14 protein-coding genes are annotated in these 17,975 nt (G+C 68.0%); 10 read left to right on the top strand and 4 right to left on the bottom strand.

Going from position 1 to position 17,975, the window contains the following annotated elements; all coding sequences use genetic code 11:
* The first annotated feature begins 11 nt into the window (after positions 1-11).
* Complete coding sequence (locus NKT36_RS17680) at positions 12-842, top strand: amidohydrolase family protein (RefSeq protein ID WP_327054061.1); 831 nt, start codon at positions 12-14, stop codon at positions 840-842.
* Positions 843-946: 104 nt separating this feature from the next.
* Entirely contained in the window at positions 947-2,542 is a 1,596-nt protein-coding gene (locus NKT36_RS17675) for a long-chain-fatty-acid--CoA ligase (RefSeq protein WP_327054060.1), read from the top strand.
* Between the two features lie 53 nt (positions 2,543-2,595).
* On the opposite strand, the gene NKT36_RS17670 is transcribed toward NKT36_RS17675, so the two are convergent.
* From NKT36_RS17670 to NKT36_RS17655, 4 genes are all read right to left on the bottom strand, one after another.
* Positions 2,596-2,853 carry a hypothetical protein gene (locus NKT36_RS17670; RefSeq protein WP_327054059.1) on the bottom strand — a complete coding sequence of 86 codons (258 nt, stop codon included), beginning with the start codon at positions 2,851-2,853 and terminating at the stop codon, positions 2,596-2,598.
* A 107-nt stretch (positions 2,854-2,960) separates the two neighbouring features.
* Positions 2,961-4,439, bottom strand: a complete 1,479-nt coding sequence (locus NKT36_RS17665) for a CoA-acylating methylmalonate-semialdehyde dehydrogenase (protein WP_327054058.1) — start codon at positions 4,437-4,439, stop codon at positions 2,961-2,963.
* Between the two features lie 181 nt (positions 4,440-4,620).
* The gene (locus NKT36_RS17660) at positions 4,621-5,697 is read right to left on the bottom strand and encodes an alpha/beta fold hydrolase (RefSeq protein WP_327054057.1); all 1,077 of its coding nucleotides are present in this window, start codon (positions 5,695-5,697) and stop codon (positions 4,621-4,623) included.
* 649 nt (positions 5,698-6,346) lie between these two features.
* Positions 6,347-7,096 (bottom strand): IclR family transcriptional regulator, encoded by a 750-nt coding sequence (locus NKT36_RS17655; protein WP_327054056.1) that lies wholly within the window; start codon positions 7,094-7,096, stop codon positions 6,347-6,349.
* A gap of 325 nt (positions 7,097-7,421) precedes the next feature.
* On the opposite strand from NKT36_RS17655, the gene NKT36_RS17650 reads away from it, so the two are divergent.
* From NKT36_RS17650 to NKT36_RS17615, 8 genes are all read left to right on the top strand, one after another.
* Positions 7,422-8,726, top strand: coding sequence for an ABC transporter substrate-binding protein (locus tag NKT36_RS17650; protein WP_327054055.1), 1,305 nt, complete (start codon positions 7,422-7,424; stop codon positions 8,724-8,726).
* Between the two features lie 39 nt (positions 8,727-8,765).
* On the top strand, positions 8,766-9,767 hold the full coding sequence (locus NKT36_RS17645) for a carbohydrate ABC transporter permease (protein ID WP_327054054.1): 1,002 nt from the start codon (positions 8,766-8,768) through the stop codon (positions 9,765-9,767).
* The gene (locus NKT36_RS17640; protein WP_327054053.1) at positions 9,760-10,629 is read left to right on the top strand and encodes a carbohydrate ABC transporter permease; all 870 of its coding nucleotides are present in this window, start codon (positions 9,760-9,762) and stop codon (positions 10,627-10,629) included. Before NKT36_RS17645 ends, NKT36_RS17640 begins: the two co-directional genes overlap by 8 nt.
* A gap of 6 nt (positions 10,630-10,635) precedes the next feature.
* Positions 10,636-11,772 carry an ABC transporter ATP-binding protein gene (locus NKT36_RS17635; RefSeq protein ID WP_327054052.1) on the top strand — a complete coding sequence of 379 codons (1,137 nt, stop codon included), beginning with the start codon at positions 10,636-10,638 and terminating at the stop codon, positions 11,770-11,772.
* The gene (gene dgoD / locus NKT36_RS17630; RefSeq protein WP_327054051.1) at positions 11,769-12,923 is read left to right on the top strand and encodes a galactonate dehydratase; all 1,155 of its coding nucleotides are present in this window, start codon (positions 11,769-11,771) and stop codon (positions 12,921-12,923) included. The genes NKT36_RS17635 and dgoD overlap by 4 nt, the downstream gene beginning before the upstream one ends.
* A gap of 2 nt (positions 12,924-12,925) precedes the next feature.
* Positions 12,926-13,753, top strand: coding sequence for an SDR family NAD(P)-dependent oxidoreductase (locus NKT36_RS17625; protein ID WP_407652252.1), 828 nt, complete (start codon positions 12,926-12,928; stop codon positions 13,751-13,753).
* Positions 13,753-15,846, top strand: coding sequence for an alpha-galactosidase (locus NKT36_RS17620; RefSeq protein ID WP_327054049.1), 2,094 nt, complete (start codon positions 13,753-13,755; stop codon positions 15,844-15,846). Before NKT36_RS17625 ends, NKT36_RS17620 begins: the two co-directional genes overlap by 1 nt.
* 86 nt (positions 15,847-15,932) lie before the next feature.
* Positions 15,933-17,921 (top strand): beta-galactosidase, encoded by a 1,989-nt coding sequence (locus NKT36_RS17615; RefSeq protein ID WP_327054048.1) that lies wholly within the window; start codon positions 15,933-15,935, stop codon positions 17,919-17,921.
* The last annotated feature ends 54 nt before the right edge of the window (positions 17,922-17,975 follow it).

Here is a 17,975-nt window from a genome sequence, read left to right as displayed (position 1 = left end):
ACCGTGTGTGCATGGCCGTTGCCGAGACCACCGACGCGCACGTGCACCTGATGCCGCCGCGACTGATGGCGGCCATACGGAAGTCGCTCGCCAGGGAGGCGGGGTGGACGTTCGACCATCCCGTCGAGCGCGACGCGATGGAGGCCGCACTGCGGTCGGCGGGCGTCGACCGCTACCTCGCGCTCCCGTACGCTCACGAGGCGGGGATGGCGGCCGACCTCAACGAGTGGGTGCTCGCCGAGAGTGCCGACTCCGACATGGCCGTCCCGTTCGCGACGGTCCACGGCGACGACGAGGTCGAAAGCGTCGTCAGGGCGGCGTTCGAGGCGGGCGCGCGTGGACTGAAGTTCCAGTGTCCCGTGCAGGAGTGCGGCCCGGCGGACCCCCGACTGGCGCCCGCGTTCGAACTCGCCGCCGAGTACGACCGTCCCGTCCTGTTCCACGCCGGCACCGCACCGATGTTCGAGGAGAGCGAGCACGTGGGCGCCGACCAGTTCGCGGAGTTCGTCGCGTCGTTCCCGGACGTGCGGGCGTGCGCCGCCCACATGGGAACCTACGAGACGCCGGCGTTCCTCGACATGGCCCGCGAGCACGACCAGGTCTTCCTCGACACGACGATGGCGCTCTCGTCTCGCACTGCGGACGTCCTCGGGTTCGACCCCGAAACGATAGCGGACGAGACGCTGACCGACCTCTCCGACTCCATCATGTACGGCTCCGACTTCCCGAACCTGCCGTACCCCTACGACGACGAACGGCGCGGTCTCCTCGCCCGCGACCTCTCCGAATCGACGTACTGCGACCTCTTCCACCGGACCGCCGGGCGGTTCCTCGACGGATAGCCCCTCGTGGCGCACGAGGCTCGGTGACGGTTCCAACACTGTGAAATGATAACAAAAGTCGTAATGTTTACCCCACAGGGTGGAGTTGCTCCGTACGTTCACGCATGAAGACGGAAATGACGACGCTGGACTTCCTCGACCGCGCCGCCGACATATACGACGACGTGGTCGGCGTCATCGCCGACGACGGGACGGAGTACACGTACGCGGAGTTCGAGGAACGGGTGAACCGGCTGTCGAACGCGCTCGCCGAGTTCGGCATCGAACAGGGCGACCGGGTGGCGATGCTCGCCTCGAACACGCACTACTTCCTCGAGGCGCTGTACGCGACCAACCAGCTCGGGGCGGTGTACGTCCCGATGAACTACCGGCTCGTCCCCGACGACTACGAGTACATCCTCTCGGACTGCGAGGCGTCGGTCGTCATCGCCGACCACGCGTTCGCCGACAAGGTCGAGGCGGTACGCGGCTCGGTTCCGGCGGAGCAGTTCGTCGGCTACGAGGCCGACCGCATCGACGGCGACTGGGTCGACTACATGGACCTCGTCGACGGGGCGTCACCGGAACCGCCGGAGCGCCCCGACATCTCCGAGGACGACGACGCGAGCATCAACTACACGTCGGGGACGACCGGCGATCCGAAGGGCGTCGTCCGCACCCACCGCACCGAACACTGGCACGCGCTCGTGCTCAACCAGCACATGGAGATCCGCGACGACGACACCTACCTGTGGACGCTGCCGATGTTCCACTGCAACGGCTGGGGGCACACCTACGCCATCACGGGTACCGGCGGCACGCACGTCTGCCATCGCGAGTTCACGCCCGAGGGGACCCTGGCGAAGGTCCGCGAGCACGACGTGTCGTTCATGTGCGGCGCGCCGACCGTCCTCAACCGCATCATCGCCCACCACGACGAGAACCCGTCCGTGGAGACGACGGGCGACCGCGACGTCCGCATCGCCACCGCCGGGAGCGCGCCCGCGACGGCGACCATCGAGACCGTCGAGGACGACATCGGCTGGCGCATCATCCACATCTACGGCCTGACCGAGACGGCACCCATCATCACGACGTCGAACTCGCCGCGCCGCCTCGCCGAGCGCGGGCGCGACCTGAAGGTCAACCAGGGGAGCGAGACGCTCGCGACCGACGTGCGCGTCGTCGACGAGAACGGCGACGACGTCCCGGCCGACGGCGAGACGATGGGCGAGGTCGTCGTCAGGGGCAACCAGGTGATGGACCGCTACCTCAACAAGCCCGAGGCGACCGAGAAGGCGTTCAACGACCGCCTGCCGGGTTACTTCCACACCGGCGACCTCGGCGTCATCGACGAGGACGGCATGGTCGCCATCCAGGACCGCAAGAAGGACATCATCATCTCCGGTGGGGAGAACGTCTCCTCCATCCAGGTCGAGGACGTCCTCTACGACCATCCCGACATCGCGAAGGCAGCGGTCATCCCCACGCCGAGCGAGGAGTGGGGCGAGATGGTGACGGCCATCGTCGTCCCGAAGTCGGACGACCTCACGAAGGAGGGCGTCGAGTCGTTCTGTCGCGAGCGCCTGGCCGGCTACAAGATACCGCGCCAGATCCTCATCCAGGACGACCTCCCCGAGACCGCGACCGGGAAGGTGCAGAAGTACCAGCTCCGCGAGGAGTTCTGGGAGGACGAGGAGCGACTCATCGGACAGGGGTAGCCAGCACTTCCCGCCACAGCCGGCCGTGTCCGGGCCAGTTCGCCATCGAAGGACTACGGCTGTCGTTCACGCACTGTTGTCACGGCGTACCCCAGACCGAAGTAGAGACCGAGGAAGACCACCATTCCAGTGGAGTACGTTGCAACTGAGGAGTAGTATCCCAGCAGTTGCTCCCACAGCTCGCTCAGTTGCAGGGAGACGACGAATCCGAGAGCGCCGGTGGCGAGAACGACCAGGAACTTCGCGACCGCCGAGTCGAAGTCGGTCGCGGCGGTCCACGTCTCCTGGAGGGAGGATAGCGTCGTGGGCATGACTGCAGAACTGTATCCGACGTTGAAAAGTGTGCCTGTCCGAACTGACGTTCAGCTCGGGGGTAGCGGGACTGCCGGCCCGGCTTCTCGAACCCCAGCGACGCCGGTCACTCCCCTGGCCAGCGCTCGATGTACACCGTCTCGTCCGTGTAGAAGCGGATCATGTCGTCGCCCTGGGCGTGGAGGTCGCCGAAGAACGAGTCGTTCCGGCCGCCGAAGTGGAAGAACGCCATCGGCGCGGCCGTGCCGACGTTGACGCCGAGGTTGCCCGCCTCCGCCTCGTGGCGGAACCGGCGGGCCTCGCCGCCGCGCTCGGTGAACAGGCTGGCGGCGTTGCCGTACTCGCTCCGGTTGAGCGTCTCCAGCGCGTCGCCGAAGTCGTCGGCACGGACGAGCGCGAGGACGGGGCCGAATATCTCCTCGCGTGCGACGGTCATGTCGGGTTCGACGTCGCCGAAGACGCTCGGCGCGAGATAGTACCCCTCGTCCGGCAGGTCGTCGTCGCGCTCGCGGCCGTCGAGCAGCAGAGTCGCGCCCTCCTCGACGCCGGTCTCCACGTACTCCCGGACGGTCGCCTCGTGGTCGGCCGTGACGAGCGGCCCCATCTCGGTGTCCGCGTCGAGGCCGTCGCCGACCGCGAGGGCGTCGGCCTTCGAGACGACGCGGTCGGCGAACTCCTCGTAGACGTCGTCGTGGACGACCGCGACCGGGTTGGCGAGACAGCGCTGCCCCGAGTTGGCGAAGGCGGAGGACACCGTCTGTTCGGCCGCGAAGTCGAGGTCCGCCGAGTCGGAGACGACGACGTGGTTCTTCGCGCCGCCCTGTGCCTGCACGCGCTTGCCGTGGCTGGCGGCGGTCTCGTAGACGTGCTTGGCGACGGGCGTGCTCCCGACGAACGACGCGCCGACCACGTCGCCGTGGACCAGCAGGGCGTTCACGGTGTCCGGCCCGCCGTTGACGAGCTGGACGACGCCGTCCGGGAAGCCGGCCTCGTCGATCAACTCGAAGAGCTTCCGGGCGGTGAACGGCGTCCGCTCGCTCGGCTTGAGCACGAACGCGTTCCCGGTCGCCACCGCGTACGGCAGGAACCAGAGCGGTATCATGCCGGGGAAGTTGAACGGCGTGATGGCGGTGAACACGCCGAGCGGCTGGCGGACCGCGGTCTCGTCGATGCCGGGCGCGGCGTTCGGGAGGTGGCCGGCCTGCAGCATCGAGGGGATGCCGCAGGCCACCTCGACGTTCTCGATGCCGCGGCGGAGTTCGCCCATCGCTTCGTCGAACGTCTTGCCGTGCTCGCGGACGAGCGTCTCCGCGACGTCGTCCTGGTGGGCTTCGAGGAGCCGCTTGAGTTCGAACAGCGGCTGGATGCGCTCCTCGACCGGGCGCGCCGACCAGTCCGCGAACGCCTCGTCGGCCCGTGCGACCGCCTCGTCGACGTCGCCGGCGTCGCTGAACGGGGTCACGCCGACCCGCTCGCCGGTCGCCGAGTTCACGACCGCCTGTTCGTCGTCGCCAGCCGGGTCGCGCCACTCGCCGCCGACGTAGTTCTGCGCCGCGCGTTCCGTCGAGCGAGGTGCTCCGGTCATCTCGCTCCTCCGTCTGCGTCGCCGTACTCCCTCCGTTCGCGGAACGTACCGCGTCCGTTCGCGTCGCGTCTACCGGTTGCAATCACGTGCGTGCCAACGAGTGGTATGATGGGTGATAACGCCTTCCATCTGTACCACGGCCGCGAGAGGCGACACGCTGGGATGTGGGACTGCCCCCGTCTCACACCGACTCGTTCAGCAGTTCGTCGATGTGTTCGTCGATCGCCTCGAGGTCCTCCTCGAACACGCCGAACATGGTGAAGTGCCCCCACAGGCTGTCGATCGGTCGCAGTTCGCTGTCCGGAATCATCGACTCCTCGTACTCGCAGTCGCGCACGGGGAAGAACATGTCCTCCTCGAAGGGCATGACGTACACCTTCGCCTCGATACGTCCGAGCGCCGCCTCGAGGTCGCCGTCCGTGTTCCGGCTCACGTCGCCGTGCTGCCACTTCGTCGCCATCGTCAGCAGGTCGTTCGGATCCATCGGCAGGAACCAGTCCTCCCAGAAGTTCGCCATGAAGTCGTCGACCGACTGGAACCCGGCCCGCTCCCAGGCCTGCTCGGACTGGTGGTAGAACTGGGTACTCAGCCCCATGACCGACCAGATGAGCGCGTGGCGGCGCAGCCCCGTGAGGACGGCGTGGGGCTCCGTGTAGAACCCGTCGTTCCACGCCGGGTCCGAGCGGATCATCTCCTTGTGGGCCTCGATGAAGAGCTGGTCGTGGGGCGTCACCTTGGCCGTCCCGGCGATGGGCGCGGCCCGCTTGACCATGTCCGGGTACCGGACGATCCACTCGTAGGTCTGCTGTGCGCCCATCGACCAGCCGAGGACGAGCTGCAGTTCGTCGATACCGAACTCCTCCGTCACGAGCCTGTGCTGGGCGCGGATGTCGTCCTCGATCATCACGTCCGGGAAGTACCCCATGCCGCCCTCCTGTGGCGGCGTGTTGTGCGGCGACGACGAGAGTCCGTTGCCGAACTGGTCCGGAAGGACGACGAAGTACTCGTTCGGGTCGATGGCCATGTCCTCGCCGACGAACCGCTCCATGTCCCGGTGCGTCCCGGAGTACATGTGTGGGAACAGGATGGCGTTGTCCTTCTCGTCGTTCAGCTCGCCGAACGTCTGGTAGGCCAGCTTCGCGTCGGGGAGCGTCTGCCCCCGCGCGAGTTCGAAATCACCGAGATCGAACAACTCGTACTCTCCATGCACTTCCTGCGTGTAGTATTCGTTCTCCAGGTAGCGGTCTTCCAGTGACATACGACATCATAATTGATGATGTAGCTGGAAAAAGGTGCGTGGCAACTCTCGGCCGTCCGTCCATTGTTACCCTTGGTTTTAGCAGGCATCTGCGGCCTGGATAGTGTTCGACTGGACGTACGCGAGACCCTGGCCGTCGTCGCGGTTCTTCGTCGACTGCCCGGGTCGCGACGCTTCGTCGACACCGGGTGGTCCGGACTGCCCGATGCACTGACTATCCCGTCTTGGAGGGACTCTCCAGGTCGGCGGGAACCATTTGTGTCGTTCTGCTGCTATCCCTGGTTCGTTCGGGTATCGCTGGTCGCTGTCATCCTGTACCCGCGTCCATCCGGTCTTTCCTCCGGCCGGCGTTCCGTGGCGAGTGCCTGGTTCGAGTCTGACGCGCACCAGCTGACGAACGAGCCAGTGCGACGATGCAACCCTGCTATTCACGACTTCGCTGAGGGTCGAAGACCGTCAGACGTACTGTGTTCACAATAGTCGTGGTTAGGATTCGATACTGGCGCGCCGGTTTCGCTCCAGCCGCCTGTTCATTCACGGTGAACAGTTATGAATCTCGGTCGTTCTCGAACCGTGGATGAACCGCGAGAAACCGTATATTCGGACTGGATGGGCTCTCATGGTTTACTTTCACTGATGGAGAACGGTTCTATTCACGGCCTATGTCCTCGACGGCAATGTCCTTCGTGGTGCTGAGAACGAGACCGGGGATGTCCTCCTCGAACCGCTTGCCGCTCATCCGCGGGGAGGTGCTGGAGACGGTCACGGCACCGACGGGATGGCCGTCGTCGGTGACGATCGGTGCTGCGACGGCGCGCCGGTCGGGGGTGAGCTCCCCCCGGTCGAACGCGAGCCCCTGGTCGCGGACGGTCTGGAGCTCCCGCCTCAGGGCCGCCTGCGACGCTATCGTCCGGTCGGTCGGCGTCGACAGGTCGTCTTCGAGGGCCTCGTCGAGGGTGTCGGGCGACCGGTGTGAGAGGATGGCCTTCCCAGCGGCGCAGGCGTGGACCGGGACGCGGCTCCCGTCGCGGAAACGGGCGTCCGTACTGTCGCCCGCCCTGTACGCGAAGACGGCCTCGCCGGATTCCTCGACGACGAGACTGGCCGTCTCCCCGCTGGTGTTCGCGAGACGGTCGATCTCCTGTCGCGCGACGCGGTACAGTGCGTCCGCCGCCCGTACGCCCGTCCCCAGTTCGAGGAACCGCAGTCCGAGGCGGTACTGGCCGTCGTCGCGGACGACGTACCCCAGTCGTTCGAGCGTGGTGAGGTGGTTGTGGACGCTCCCCTTCGACCGGTCGAGACGGTCGGCGAGCTGCGTGACGCCCGCCCGTTCGAGCGTCGCCAGGGCACCGATGATTTCGAACGTCGTCGCGGTCGCTCCGACTGGATACTCCGCCATACCCGCAGGTCACACCGAGAACACAAAAACGTTCACCGACGCTGAACGTCGGCGGAGTGGTCGCTCGTCGGTTCGGTTCATCGTCCGAAACGCGGTTCCCTGGTTACGGGCGGTCAAAGCGGACGTACCGCACGATCCGCCATTCACGGCGGAATCTCTGTTCACCATCGATGAACAATATCCGATTTCACTGATTCATGGTGATATGCGATAATAGCCTACAATCTTTTTAGAAAGATGCAATCTGGCTACCAGACTAAATATTTGGGTTGCGATTGCCAAAGAATTAAGTATTCGAGTGTGTAGCCCTACAGTATCCCGCACAATGAAAGGTGACAGACACGGTACGAACCGACGGAACGTGCTCAAAGGCGTCGGCGTGGCCGGCGCAGCGGCGCTCGCAGGTTGTGTCGGCGGTGGCGGCGGTGGCGGCGGCAACGAGAAGGCGGACTCCATCGACGCGTGGAGCTGGGACGTCGCAGCGAAGTCGCTGAAACTGACCGCGAAGTCCTACGAGAAACAGAACGACGCGACGGTCAGCGTCGAGCAGATCGGTCGGTCCGACATGAAGGACAAGTACAAGTCGAAGCTCCTGGCCGGGTCGGGAGCGCCCACCGTCGCGACGATGGAGAGCGTCGACGCCGCCGCGTGGGTCGACACGGGCGGGCTCCGCGACATCTCCGGATGGCTGAAGAAGGACGTGAAGAAGAAGTTCGTCTCGGGCAAATGGGGCCCGCTGACCAAGGACGGGAAGACGTACGCGCTCCCGTGGGACATCGGCCCCGTCGGGACCTTCTACCGCAAGGACGTCCTCGACGAGCACGACGTCGACCTCGACGGCGTCGAGACGTGGGACCAGTTCGTCGAGGAGGGCAAGAAGCTCCCCGACGACGTGGCGATGCTCAACATCCCGTCGAACGACTACGACGGCCTCTGGCGGATGCAGTACCGCCAACTCGGCGGTCAGCCGTTCACCGAGGACGGCAAGATCGCCTTCGACAACGAGAACAGCGTGCGCGTCGCGCGCAACCTCAAGCAACTTCGCGACGCCGGCATCACCGCAAGCGAGGCGTCGTGGTCGAGTCCGTGGTTCTCGGGGTTCAAGAACGGGACCATCGCCTCGCTCAACGCCGGTGCGTGGATGGAGGGGACGCTGAAGGCCGAGCTTCCCGACACGTCCGGCAAGTGGCGCGTCATGAAGCCCCCGGCGTTCGAGAAGGGCGGCGGGCGCGCGAGCAACTGGGGCGGGTCGAACCTCGTCATCGCCGACCAGGTCAGCGACGCGAAGGCCAACCGCGGCTGGGACTTCATGAAGCACAGCCTGGCCAACAAGGAACAGCAGGTGAAGATGTACCGGGAGTACGGCATCTTCCCCGCGTTCGAGCCCGCCTACGAGAGCGACGCCTTCGACTCCGGCCACGAGTTCCTCGGCGGACAGAGCGCCGGTCGGATGTTCGCCGAGATCGCGCCGAACATCCCGTCGTACCGGTACACGACCGACACCCCGGAGGTCACGAAGGCCATCAACACCCACTTCGAGAGCATGATGAAGGGGAAGCTCTCGCCGGAGAAGGCCGTCGAGAAGGCGGCGAAACAGGTCGCCGACCGCACCGACCGCTCGCTGGCCTGAGAACCCCTTCGCCACCACATGTCTCAACAGAACGAAACGATGAACCAGCGACGCACGTCGCACCGCGACGAGCTCGCCGACCGGTTCCGCTGGCGTCGCCAGCGCGTCTCCGAGCGACTGCCGAGCTTCGAGGGGGTCCCGTACGTCTTCCTGTTGCCGTTCTTCGTGCTGTTCGGGGTGTTCCTCGCGTTCCCGATCCTGTACACCGTCTACCTCTCGTTCTTCCAGTTCGAGGGCGTCGGCGGCTCGGTGCTGTTCACCGTGCCCGGTATCGGGTTCCAGGTCACCTCGATCGCGAACCTCGAGTTCGTCGGACTGGCGAACTACGCGCGACTCTTCGGCGACGGCCAGTTCCACCAGGCGATGTACAACACCGTGTTCATCCTGCTGGTGCAGGTCCCGCTGATGATCGCCGTCGCGCTCTCGCTCGCCGTCGCGCTGAACGCCTCGTTCGTCAGGTTCCGCGGACTCTTCCGGACGACGCTCGCGCTGCCGGTCTCGGCGAACCTCGTCGCGTACGCGACGGTCTTCGTCCTGCTCATGCAGCAGCACGGCCTCGTCAACTACCTGCTCGGCCTCGTCGGCATCGGACCCGTCCCGTGGTTCCGGAGCGACTTCTGGTCGCGGATGACCGTCGTTGGCGCCGTCACCTGGCGGTGGACCGGCTACAACATGATCATCCTGCTCGCTGGACTGCAGAACGTCCCCCAACAGCTGTACGAGGCCGCCGAGATCGACGGCGCGAACCGCCTGCAGAAGTTCCGGTACGTGACCCTCCCACAGCTCAAGCCCGTCCTGCTGTTCGTGGCCGTCACCTCGACCATCGGGACGTTCAAGCTGTTCTCCGAACCGCTCATCGTGAGCGAGGCGGGAGCCTCGGCCGAGGCGACCCGTACCATCGTCCAGTACATCTACGAGATGGCGTTCGTCCAGTTCCAGCTCGGGTACGCGAGCGCGCTGACGTGGGTGCTCATCGCCGTCGTCAGCACGCTCTCCATCGTCCAGATAAAGGCCGTCGGCGGAGGTGGTGGCGGTGCGTGACCACCAGCGCGAGTTCGCCTGGAAGCTCGTCACCTACGCGTTCCTGATCGTGGCGGTGCTCGTCACCGTCGTCCCGCTGTACTGGATCGTCGTCGCCGCGACGCTCGAGGAGCAGGCGTTCCTCGCCGCCGCCAGCGACCCGCGGGTCGTCCCCGGGTCGGTCGACCAGTTCCTGGCCAACTTCGAGGCGCTCCAGCAGCGGTCCAGCACCGAGCTCCTCGGGTACAGACTCGGGTTCCTCGCCGCCATCGGCAACAGCGTCCTCGTCGGGACGGTGTACACGCTCCTCTCGCTACTCTTGTGTTCGATGGGCGGGTTCGCCTTCGCGAAGTACGAGTTCAGGTACAAGGAGCCGATATTCTACACCATCCTGGCGACGCTCGTGCTCCCCATCCAGCTGCTCGTCATCCCGCTGTTCCTGCTGATGTCGCGCATCGGGATGACGAACACCTACTGGGCCATCATCCTGCCGTGGGCCGCGAACCCCCTCGGCATCTTCCTGATGCGCCAGAACATGAAGTCGATTCCCGACGCCCTGCTCGAATCCGCCCGCATGGACGGGGCGACGGAGTTCCAGGTGTTCTACCGCGTGGCGTTGCCGACGATGAAGTCGTCGCTGGCGGCGCTCGCCATCGTCCTCTTTCTCTTCCAGTGGAATCTCTTTCTGTTCCCGCTGGTCATCCTGAGCCAGGACAAGTACACCATCCCGGTCGCCATCAGCGACCTCGTCGGCGCACAGCGCGTCTACTACGACCAGATCATGGTCGCCGCCGGTCTCTCTATCGTGCCGATCTTCGTCCTCTTTCTCTTCCTGCAGAAGTACTTCGTCAGCGGCATCCTCGCCGGTTCGGTCAAGGAGTGATATCACATGGCAATCATCAACATCGACGATTTACGGAAGGAGTTCGAGCTCGACGACGGCGTCCTCACGGCCGTCGACGACGTCGACCTGACGGTCGAGGACGGGGAATTCCTCGTCCTCGTCGGTCCGTCGGGGTGTGGAAAGACGACGACCCTGCGCTGCGTCGCGGGGCTCGAGGAGGTCACCAGCGGTCACGTCCGATTCGACGACGAGGACGTGACCGACCTCCGGGCGCGCGACCGGGACGTCGCCATGGTTTTCCAGAACTACGCCCTCTATCCGCACATGAACGTCCGCAAGAACATCGGCTTCGGTCTGAAGCTCTCGTCGGAACTGACCTCCGCGGAGATCCGCGAGCGGGTCGAGGACACCGCCGAGATGCTCGGCATCTCGGACCTGCTCGGAAAGCGACCACGCGACCTCTCGGGCGGCCAGCAGCAGCGCGTGGCGCTCGGCCGCGCCATCGTCCGGCAGCCCGAGGTCTTCCTGATGGACGAACCGCTCTCGAACCTCGACGCGAAGCTCCGCTCGGAGATGCGGACGGAGTTACAGGAGCTCCAGCACGACCTCGACGTGACGACGATGTACGTCACGCACGACCAGACGGAGGCCATGGCGATGGGCGACCGCATCGCCGTGATGAACGACGGAGAACTCCAGCAGGTCGGCACCGCCGAGGAGGTGTACAGCTCGCCGGCCAACGAGTTCGTCGCGAACTTCATCGGCTCGCCGAGCATCAACCGCTTCGCGGCCGAGGTCGACGACGGGACGCTCCACGGCCCGGGCGGGTTCACCTACCAGTTCGACGACCCGTCCTGGGTCGAGGGTCACGACGAGGTTCGCGTCGGCATCCGACCGGAGGACGTCAGCCTTGTCGAGTCCGGCGGGAACACCGCCGAGGCGTCCGTCGTCGAGCCGATGGGGAACGAGAACTTCCTCTACGCGACGCTCGGCGACCGGGAGCTGACCGCCCGCATCGCGAGCACGCTGCACCCGAAACCGGGCCAGACGGTCCGGTTCACGTTCGACGAGGCGGCGCTGTACCTCTTCGACGCGGAGACGGGCGAGTCGCTGAAGACGAAGACGGCCGAGACGAGCGCGACGGTCGGCGACTACGTCCAGACGGAGGGTGAGTCGGCGTGAAGACGCGCATCGTCGACTACGACCTCTACGAGGTGCCGCCGCGCTGGCTGTTCCTCCGCCTGGAGACGAGCGACGGCCTCGTCGGGTGGGGCGAACCGGTCGTCGAGGGGCGGGCGCACACCGTCCGCGCCGCCGTCGAGGAACTCCTCGACACCTACCTGCTCGGGAAGTCGCCGGGCCGCATCGAGGACCACTGGCAGACGATGTACCGCGGCGGCTTCTACCGCGGCGGCCCGGTCCTCATGTCGGCCATCGCGGGCATCGACCAGGCCCTCTGGGACATCAAGGGCAAGCGGTTCGACGCGCCAGTCTACGAACTGCTCGGTGGCCGGGCCCGCGACCGCATCCGCGTCTACCAGTGGATCGGCGGCGACCGCCCCGACAGGGTCGCGGAGGCCGCCCGGGAGAAGGTCGACGCCGGGTTCACGGCGCTGAAGATGAACGCCACCGCCGAACTGCGGCGGGTCGACTCCCCGGCGGCGGTCGACGACGCCGTCGCCCGCCTGGCGGCCGTCCGCGACGCCGTCGACGACGACGTGGACGTCGGCGTCGACTTCCACGGCCGCGTGTCGAAGCCGATGGCCAAGCGCCTGGCGAAGGCGCTCGAACCGCACGAGCCGATGTTCATCGAGGAGCCGGTGCTCCCCGAACACAACGACGTCCTGCCGAAGATCGCCGACCACACGACAATCCCCATCGCGACCGGCGAGCGCATGTTCAGTCGCTGGGACTTCAAGGAGGTGTTCGAGAACGGTAGCGTCGACGTCATCCAGCCGGACCTGAGCCACGCCGGCGGCATCACCGAGGTGAAGAAGATCGCCGACATGGCCGAGACGTACGACGTGGCGATGGCACCGCACTGCCCGCTCGGCCCCATCGCGCTCGCGTCCTGCATCCAGGTGGACGCCGTCGCGCCGAACGCACTCATCCAGGAGCAGAGCCTCGACATCCACTACAACGAGACCAGCGACGTCCTCGACTACCTCGCCGACGCCTCGGTGTTCGAGTACCGAGACGGCTACGTCGACCTGCCCGACGGCCCCGGCCTCGGCATCGACATCGACGAAGAGCACGTCCGCGCGAAGGCGGGCGACGTGAACTGGCACAACCCCGTCTGGCGACACGAGGACGGGAGCGTCGCGGAGTGGTGACCGTGTCGGACGCCACCACCAGCGACAGCCCCCACCGGTTCGAGGACGCGACCGTCCTCGTCACCGGGTCGACCCGCGGCATCGGCGCGGGCATCGCCCGCCGGTTCGCCCTCGAGGGCGCGAACGTCGTCGTCACCGGTCGCACCCGCGAGGACGGCGAGGCCACCGTCGCCGACGTCGAGGCGGCGGGCGGCGACGCGACGTTCGTCCGCGCGGACATGCGCGACCCGGACGACGTCGCGGCGCTCGTCGAGGCCACAGCCGCGGAGTACGGCGGCCTCGACGTTCTCGTCAACAACGCCGGCGTCGAGACGAACACGGCGGCCGACGACGCGTCGATGGACGACTGGGACTTCGTCCTGGAGACGGACTTCCGCTCCTACTGGCTCTGCGCCAAGCACGCCCGCGAGTACATGGACGAGGGCGCCATCGTCAACGTCTCCTCGAACCACGCCCGCCTGACGATGCCGGAGATGTTCCCGTACAACGCGGTGAAGGCGGGCATCGACGGGATGACGCGCGCGATGGCGCTCGACTTCGGCCCCCGGGTCCGGGTGAACACCGTCAACCCGGGCTGGGTCGCCATCGAGCGCACGACCGACGGGATGGACGCGGAGTACCGCGAGCACCTCGAATCCATCCACCCGGTCGGCCGCCTGGGCGACCCCGAGGACGTCGCTGCCGCCGTGGCGTTCCTCGCCAGCGACGAGGCCGCCTTCGTGACGGGGACGTCCCTCCTCGTCGACGGCGGGCGCACTGCGGTGATGCAGGACGACATGTTGCCGGACTACCGCGAACGACGCGAGCGGGGCGAGGAGGACGGGGACTGATGGCCATCCGGGTCGCGGGCGGCGACACCGCGGTGGAGTACCGGCCGGCGGAGCGCCGCCTCGTCGTCGAACGCGACGGCGAGACGGTGCTCGACGGCCGACCGGCCCTCGACGTGGGTTCCGCGACGCTCCCGGCTAGTGCGTCGGCCGCCACCGACTCCTCGCCCGGGACCGCTCGCGCGGTCCACGACGACGACTGGGCGACGACGGTCGAACTCGACGCGGGCGACGGCCACGCCGACGTCCGCCTGTCGTTCCAGGTGCCCGCCGACGGGTCGGCAGTCCTCGGCGACCTGCGGCCGCTCGCCGACGCGGCGGCGCCGACGCACGGCCCGGACAGTCGGCGCTACCGCCACGGCTACCAGTCGTGGACGCCGACGGCGACGCTCCCGGTCGGCGAGCGCTTCCCGCCTGAGGGCGACGACCCACAGATGAGCGACCTCGCCGCGCCGGGCGAAGCCTCCCATGGCGTGACGGCCCTGCTCGACGGCGGCCGTGCGCTCGCGCTTGGCTTCCTCGACCACTCGCGGTTCCTCTCGCGGTTCGACGTCGACCACGACGAGGGCGGCGTCCACCGCGTCGACGCCGTCTGTCCCGGCGACGCGACGAGGGTCGTCGGCGGCGAGCGCGTCGCGTTGCCGTCGCTGCGCGTCGACGCCACGCGCGACCTCGACGACGCGCTGGCCGCGCTCGCCGAGGCGACCGCAAAGCGGATGGACGCACGCGTGCCGGACGACGCGCCGACCGGCTGGTGCTCGTGGTACCACTACTTCACCGACGTCACCGAGGGCGACGTCCGGGAGACGCTCGACGCGCTCGACGACTGGGATGCCCCGCTCGACCTCGTCCAGGTCGACGACGGCTACCAGGTCGCGTTCGGCGACTGGCGAACCCTCGACGACGGGTTCGAGGACGTCGCGGGCCTCGTCGACGACGTGCGCGACGCCGGCCACACGCCCGGTCTCTGGGTGGCACCGTTCTACGTTCAGGCGGACTCGGCGCTCGCCGCCGACCACCCAGAGTGGCTGGTGACCGACGACGGCGACCCGGTCGACGCCGGGCCGCGCCACGGACCGATGTACGCGCTCGACACCACCCATCCCGGGGTCCTGGACTGGCTGCGGGAGACGTTCGAGACCGTCGTCGACGAGTGGGGCTTCGAGTACTGCAAGCTTGACTTCCTCTACGCCGCCGCGCTCCCGGGCGACCGCCACGAGGACGTCACCCGCGCGGAGGCCTACCGCCGCGGCCTGGCGACAATCCGCGACGCCGTCGGCGACGTCTTCCTGCTCGGCTGCGGCGCGCTCCAGGGCCAGAGCGTCGGCCTCGTCGACGCGATGCGCGTCGGCCCGGACACCGCGCCGCACTGGCGGGCGTCCCCCGCGAGCCAGCCCGCCCACGAGAACGCGGTCCGGAACGTCCTCAACCGCCAGTGGACCCACCGGCGGCTCTGGGTGAACGACCCGGACTGCCAGCTGGTCCGCGAGACGACCGACCTCTCGCTCGCCGAGCGCCGGTCGTTCGCCGCGCTCGTCGCCCTGCTCGGCGGTTCGAACGTCGTCAGCGACCGCATCGCGGACGTGGGCGACGTCTCCCGCGACCTCGTCGAACGGTCCCTGCCGCCGGTGGAGACCGGGCGGGTCCTCGGCGTCGGCGAGCGGGAACTGCCGACCAGGGTCGCCTGCGAGCGGCCGGCCGACGGCGCGCTCGCCGTCGCCGCGTTCAACTGGAGCGACGACGCCCGGACGGTGCGCATCGACCCGGCGGACCACGGTCTCTCCGGTGCGCACGTCTGGGACGCGTTCGACCGCCGGTACTGCGGTACCGGTCCCGTCGAGCGCGAGGTCCCCGCACACGGCTGCTTGCTGGCGCACCTTACCCCGGCCCGTGACGGGCCACAGCTCGTCGGCGCGGACCACCTCGCCAACCTCGCCGCGCAGGTGACCGCCATCGAGCGCGACGGGGACGCCCTCGCCGTGACCCTCGACGCCGGCCGACCGCAGAGGGCCGTCGTCGCAGCGCCGGCCGGGACGGGCCCGACCGAGGTCGTCCTCACGCCCGGCACGAACGAACTCTCTCCGGACGAACGATGACCGGCACTGCACCATCAACGACGCGACCTCCTCACCGATGACACGCGCACCTCACCATCACCGATGACACCCACTCCTCACCACGCATGACGATCGGAGTCTGCTACTTCCCCGAACACTGGCCGAGCGACGACTGGGAACGAGACGTCGAACGGATGGCGGACGCCGGCATCGAGTACGTCCGCATGGCGGAGTTCTCGTGGGGGCGGGTCGAACCCGCCCGCGGCGAGTTCGACTTCGAGTGGCTCGACGACGCCGTCGACCTCGTCGGCGAGCACGGCATGGCGGCCGTCCTCTGCACGCCGACGGCCACGCCGCCGAAGTGGCTCGTCGACGAGCGCCCCGGGATACTGCAGGTCGACCGCGACGGCACCACCCGCAACTGGGGGAGCCGACGGTTCACCTGCTTCAACTCCGACGCCTACCGGCGCGAGACGGAACGCATCGTCCGGGCGTTCACCGAGCGGTACGCCGACCACCCCGCGGTCGTCGGCTGGCAGACCGACAACGAGTACGGCTGCCACGACACCGTCCGCTGTTACTGCGACGACTGCGCCGACGCCTTCCGCGACTGGCTTCGCGAGAAGTACCAGTCGGTCGCGGCGCTGAACGAGGCCTGGGGCACGACGTTCTGGAGCCAGCAGTACGATTCGTTCGCGGCCGTCGACCCGCCGCGGCCGACGCCCGCCGACCAGCATCCCTCGCGCCTGCTCGACTACTACCGCTTCGCCAACGACAGCGTCGTCGAGTACAACCGCCTCCACGCGGACCTCGTGCGCGAGGCGAACGACGACTGGTTCGTCACGCACAACTTCATGGGCGACTTCGACAGCCTCGACGCCCACTCGCTCGCCGCCGACCTCGACTTCCTCGCGTGGGACTCCTACCCGACGGGGTTCGTCCAGGACCGCCGGCAGGGCGACCCCACCGTCGACGAACTCCGCGCCGGCGACCCGGACGAGGTCGGACTGAACCACGACCTCTACCGCGGTGCCGACGGGACGCCGTTCTGGGTGATGGAACAGCAGCCCGGCGACGTGAACTGGTCGCCGCACGGTCCCCAGCCCGGCGAGGGCGCGATGCGGCTCTGGGCGCACCACGCCGTCGCCCACGGCGGCGACGCCGTCTGCTACTTCCGGTGGCGTCGCTGCCGGCAGGGCCAGGAGCAGTACCACGCCGGCCTCTGCAAGCCCGACGGGTCGCCCGGCCGCGGGTACCGCGACGCCGCGCAGGCGGCGGACGAGCTGTTCGACCTCGGCCCCGTCGACGCTCCCGTCGCCGTCCTCCACGACTACGAGAACCTCTGGGCGACCGAGATCGAGCCCCACGCCCCGGACTGGAACTACTGGTCGCACCTCCGCGCGTTCTACGACGCCGTCCGGCGCCACGGCGTCCAGACCGACGTCGTCGCCCCCGGTGTCGACCTCTCGGGGTACGACCTCGTCGTCGCCCCCGCGCTCCACCTCGTCGACGACGAGCGCGCCGCCGCGCTCCGGGCCTACGCAGAGGCGGGCGGCCGCGTCTGCTTCGGTCCGCGGACCGGCGTCAAGGACCCCGCGAACAAGCTCCACCGCGCGTCCGCGCCCGGCCCGCTCGCCGACCTCGTCGGCGCGACGGTCGACCAGCGCGAGAGCCTCCCCGGCCAGGTGCCGACGCGCGTCGACCTCGACGGCGAGCGGTACGACTACCGGACCTGGGCGGAGTGGCTCGCTCCCGACGACGCCGACGTCGTCGCAACCCACGCCGGCGGCGTCGCCGGGGGTCGCCCGGCCGTCGTCGAGCGCGACGTCGGCGACGGCGGCGTCGCCTACTGTGGGGTCTGGCCGGAACCGGACCTGGCGGACGAACTCCTCACACGGTACCTCGACGCGGCGGGCGTCGTCCGGACGGACCGCCTGCCGGACGCCGTCAGGGTCGCCGAGCGCGGCGGCTACACCTGGATAACGAACTTCGGCAGCGAGTCGGTCGACCTGGACGTCCCCCCTGGAACTGACTTCATCGTCGGCGGGCCGACCGTCGACGGTTTCGACGTCGCCGTCGTCGACGCCGCGCCGCCGGACCTGTCGTTCAACTGAGGTGGGGCCGGCGACTCATCCGCGTCGGAACCGATGCCAGGCGTCGACGACTTG

The organism is Halomicrococcus gelatinilyticus (genome assembly GCA_024227995.1).
Lineage (GTDB): Archaea > Halobacteriota > Halobacteria > Halobacteriales > Haladaptataceae > Halomicrococcus > Halomicrococcus gelatinilyticus.
This window is presented reverse-complemented; position numbering and strand designations above follow the sequence as displayed.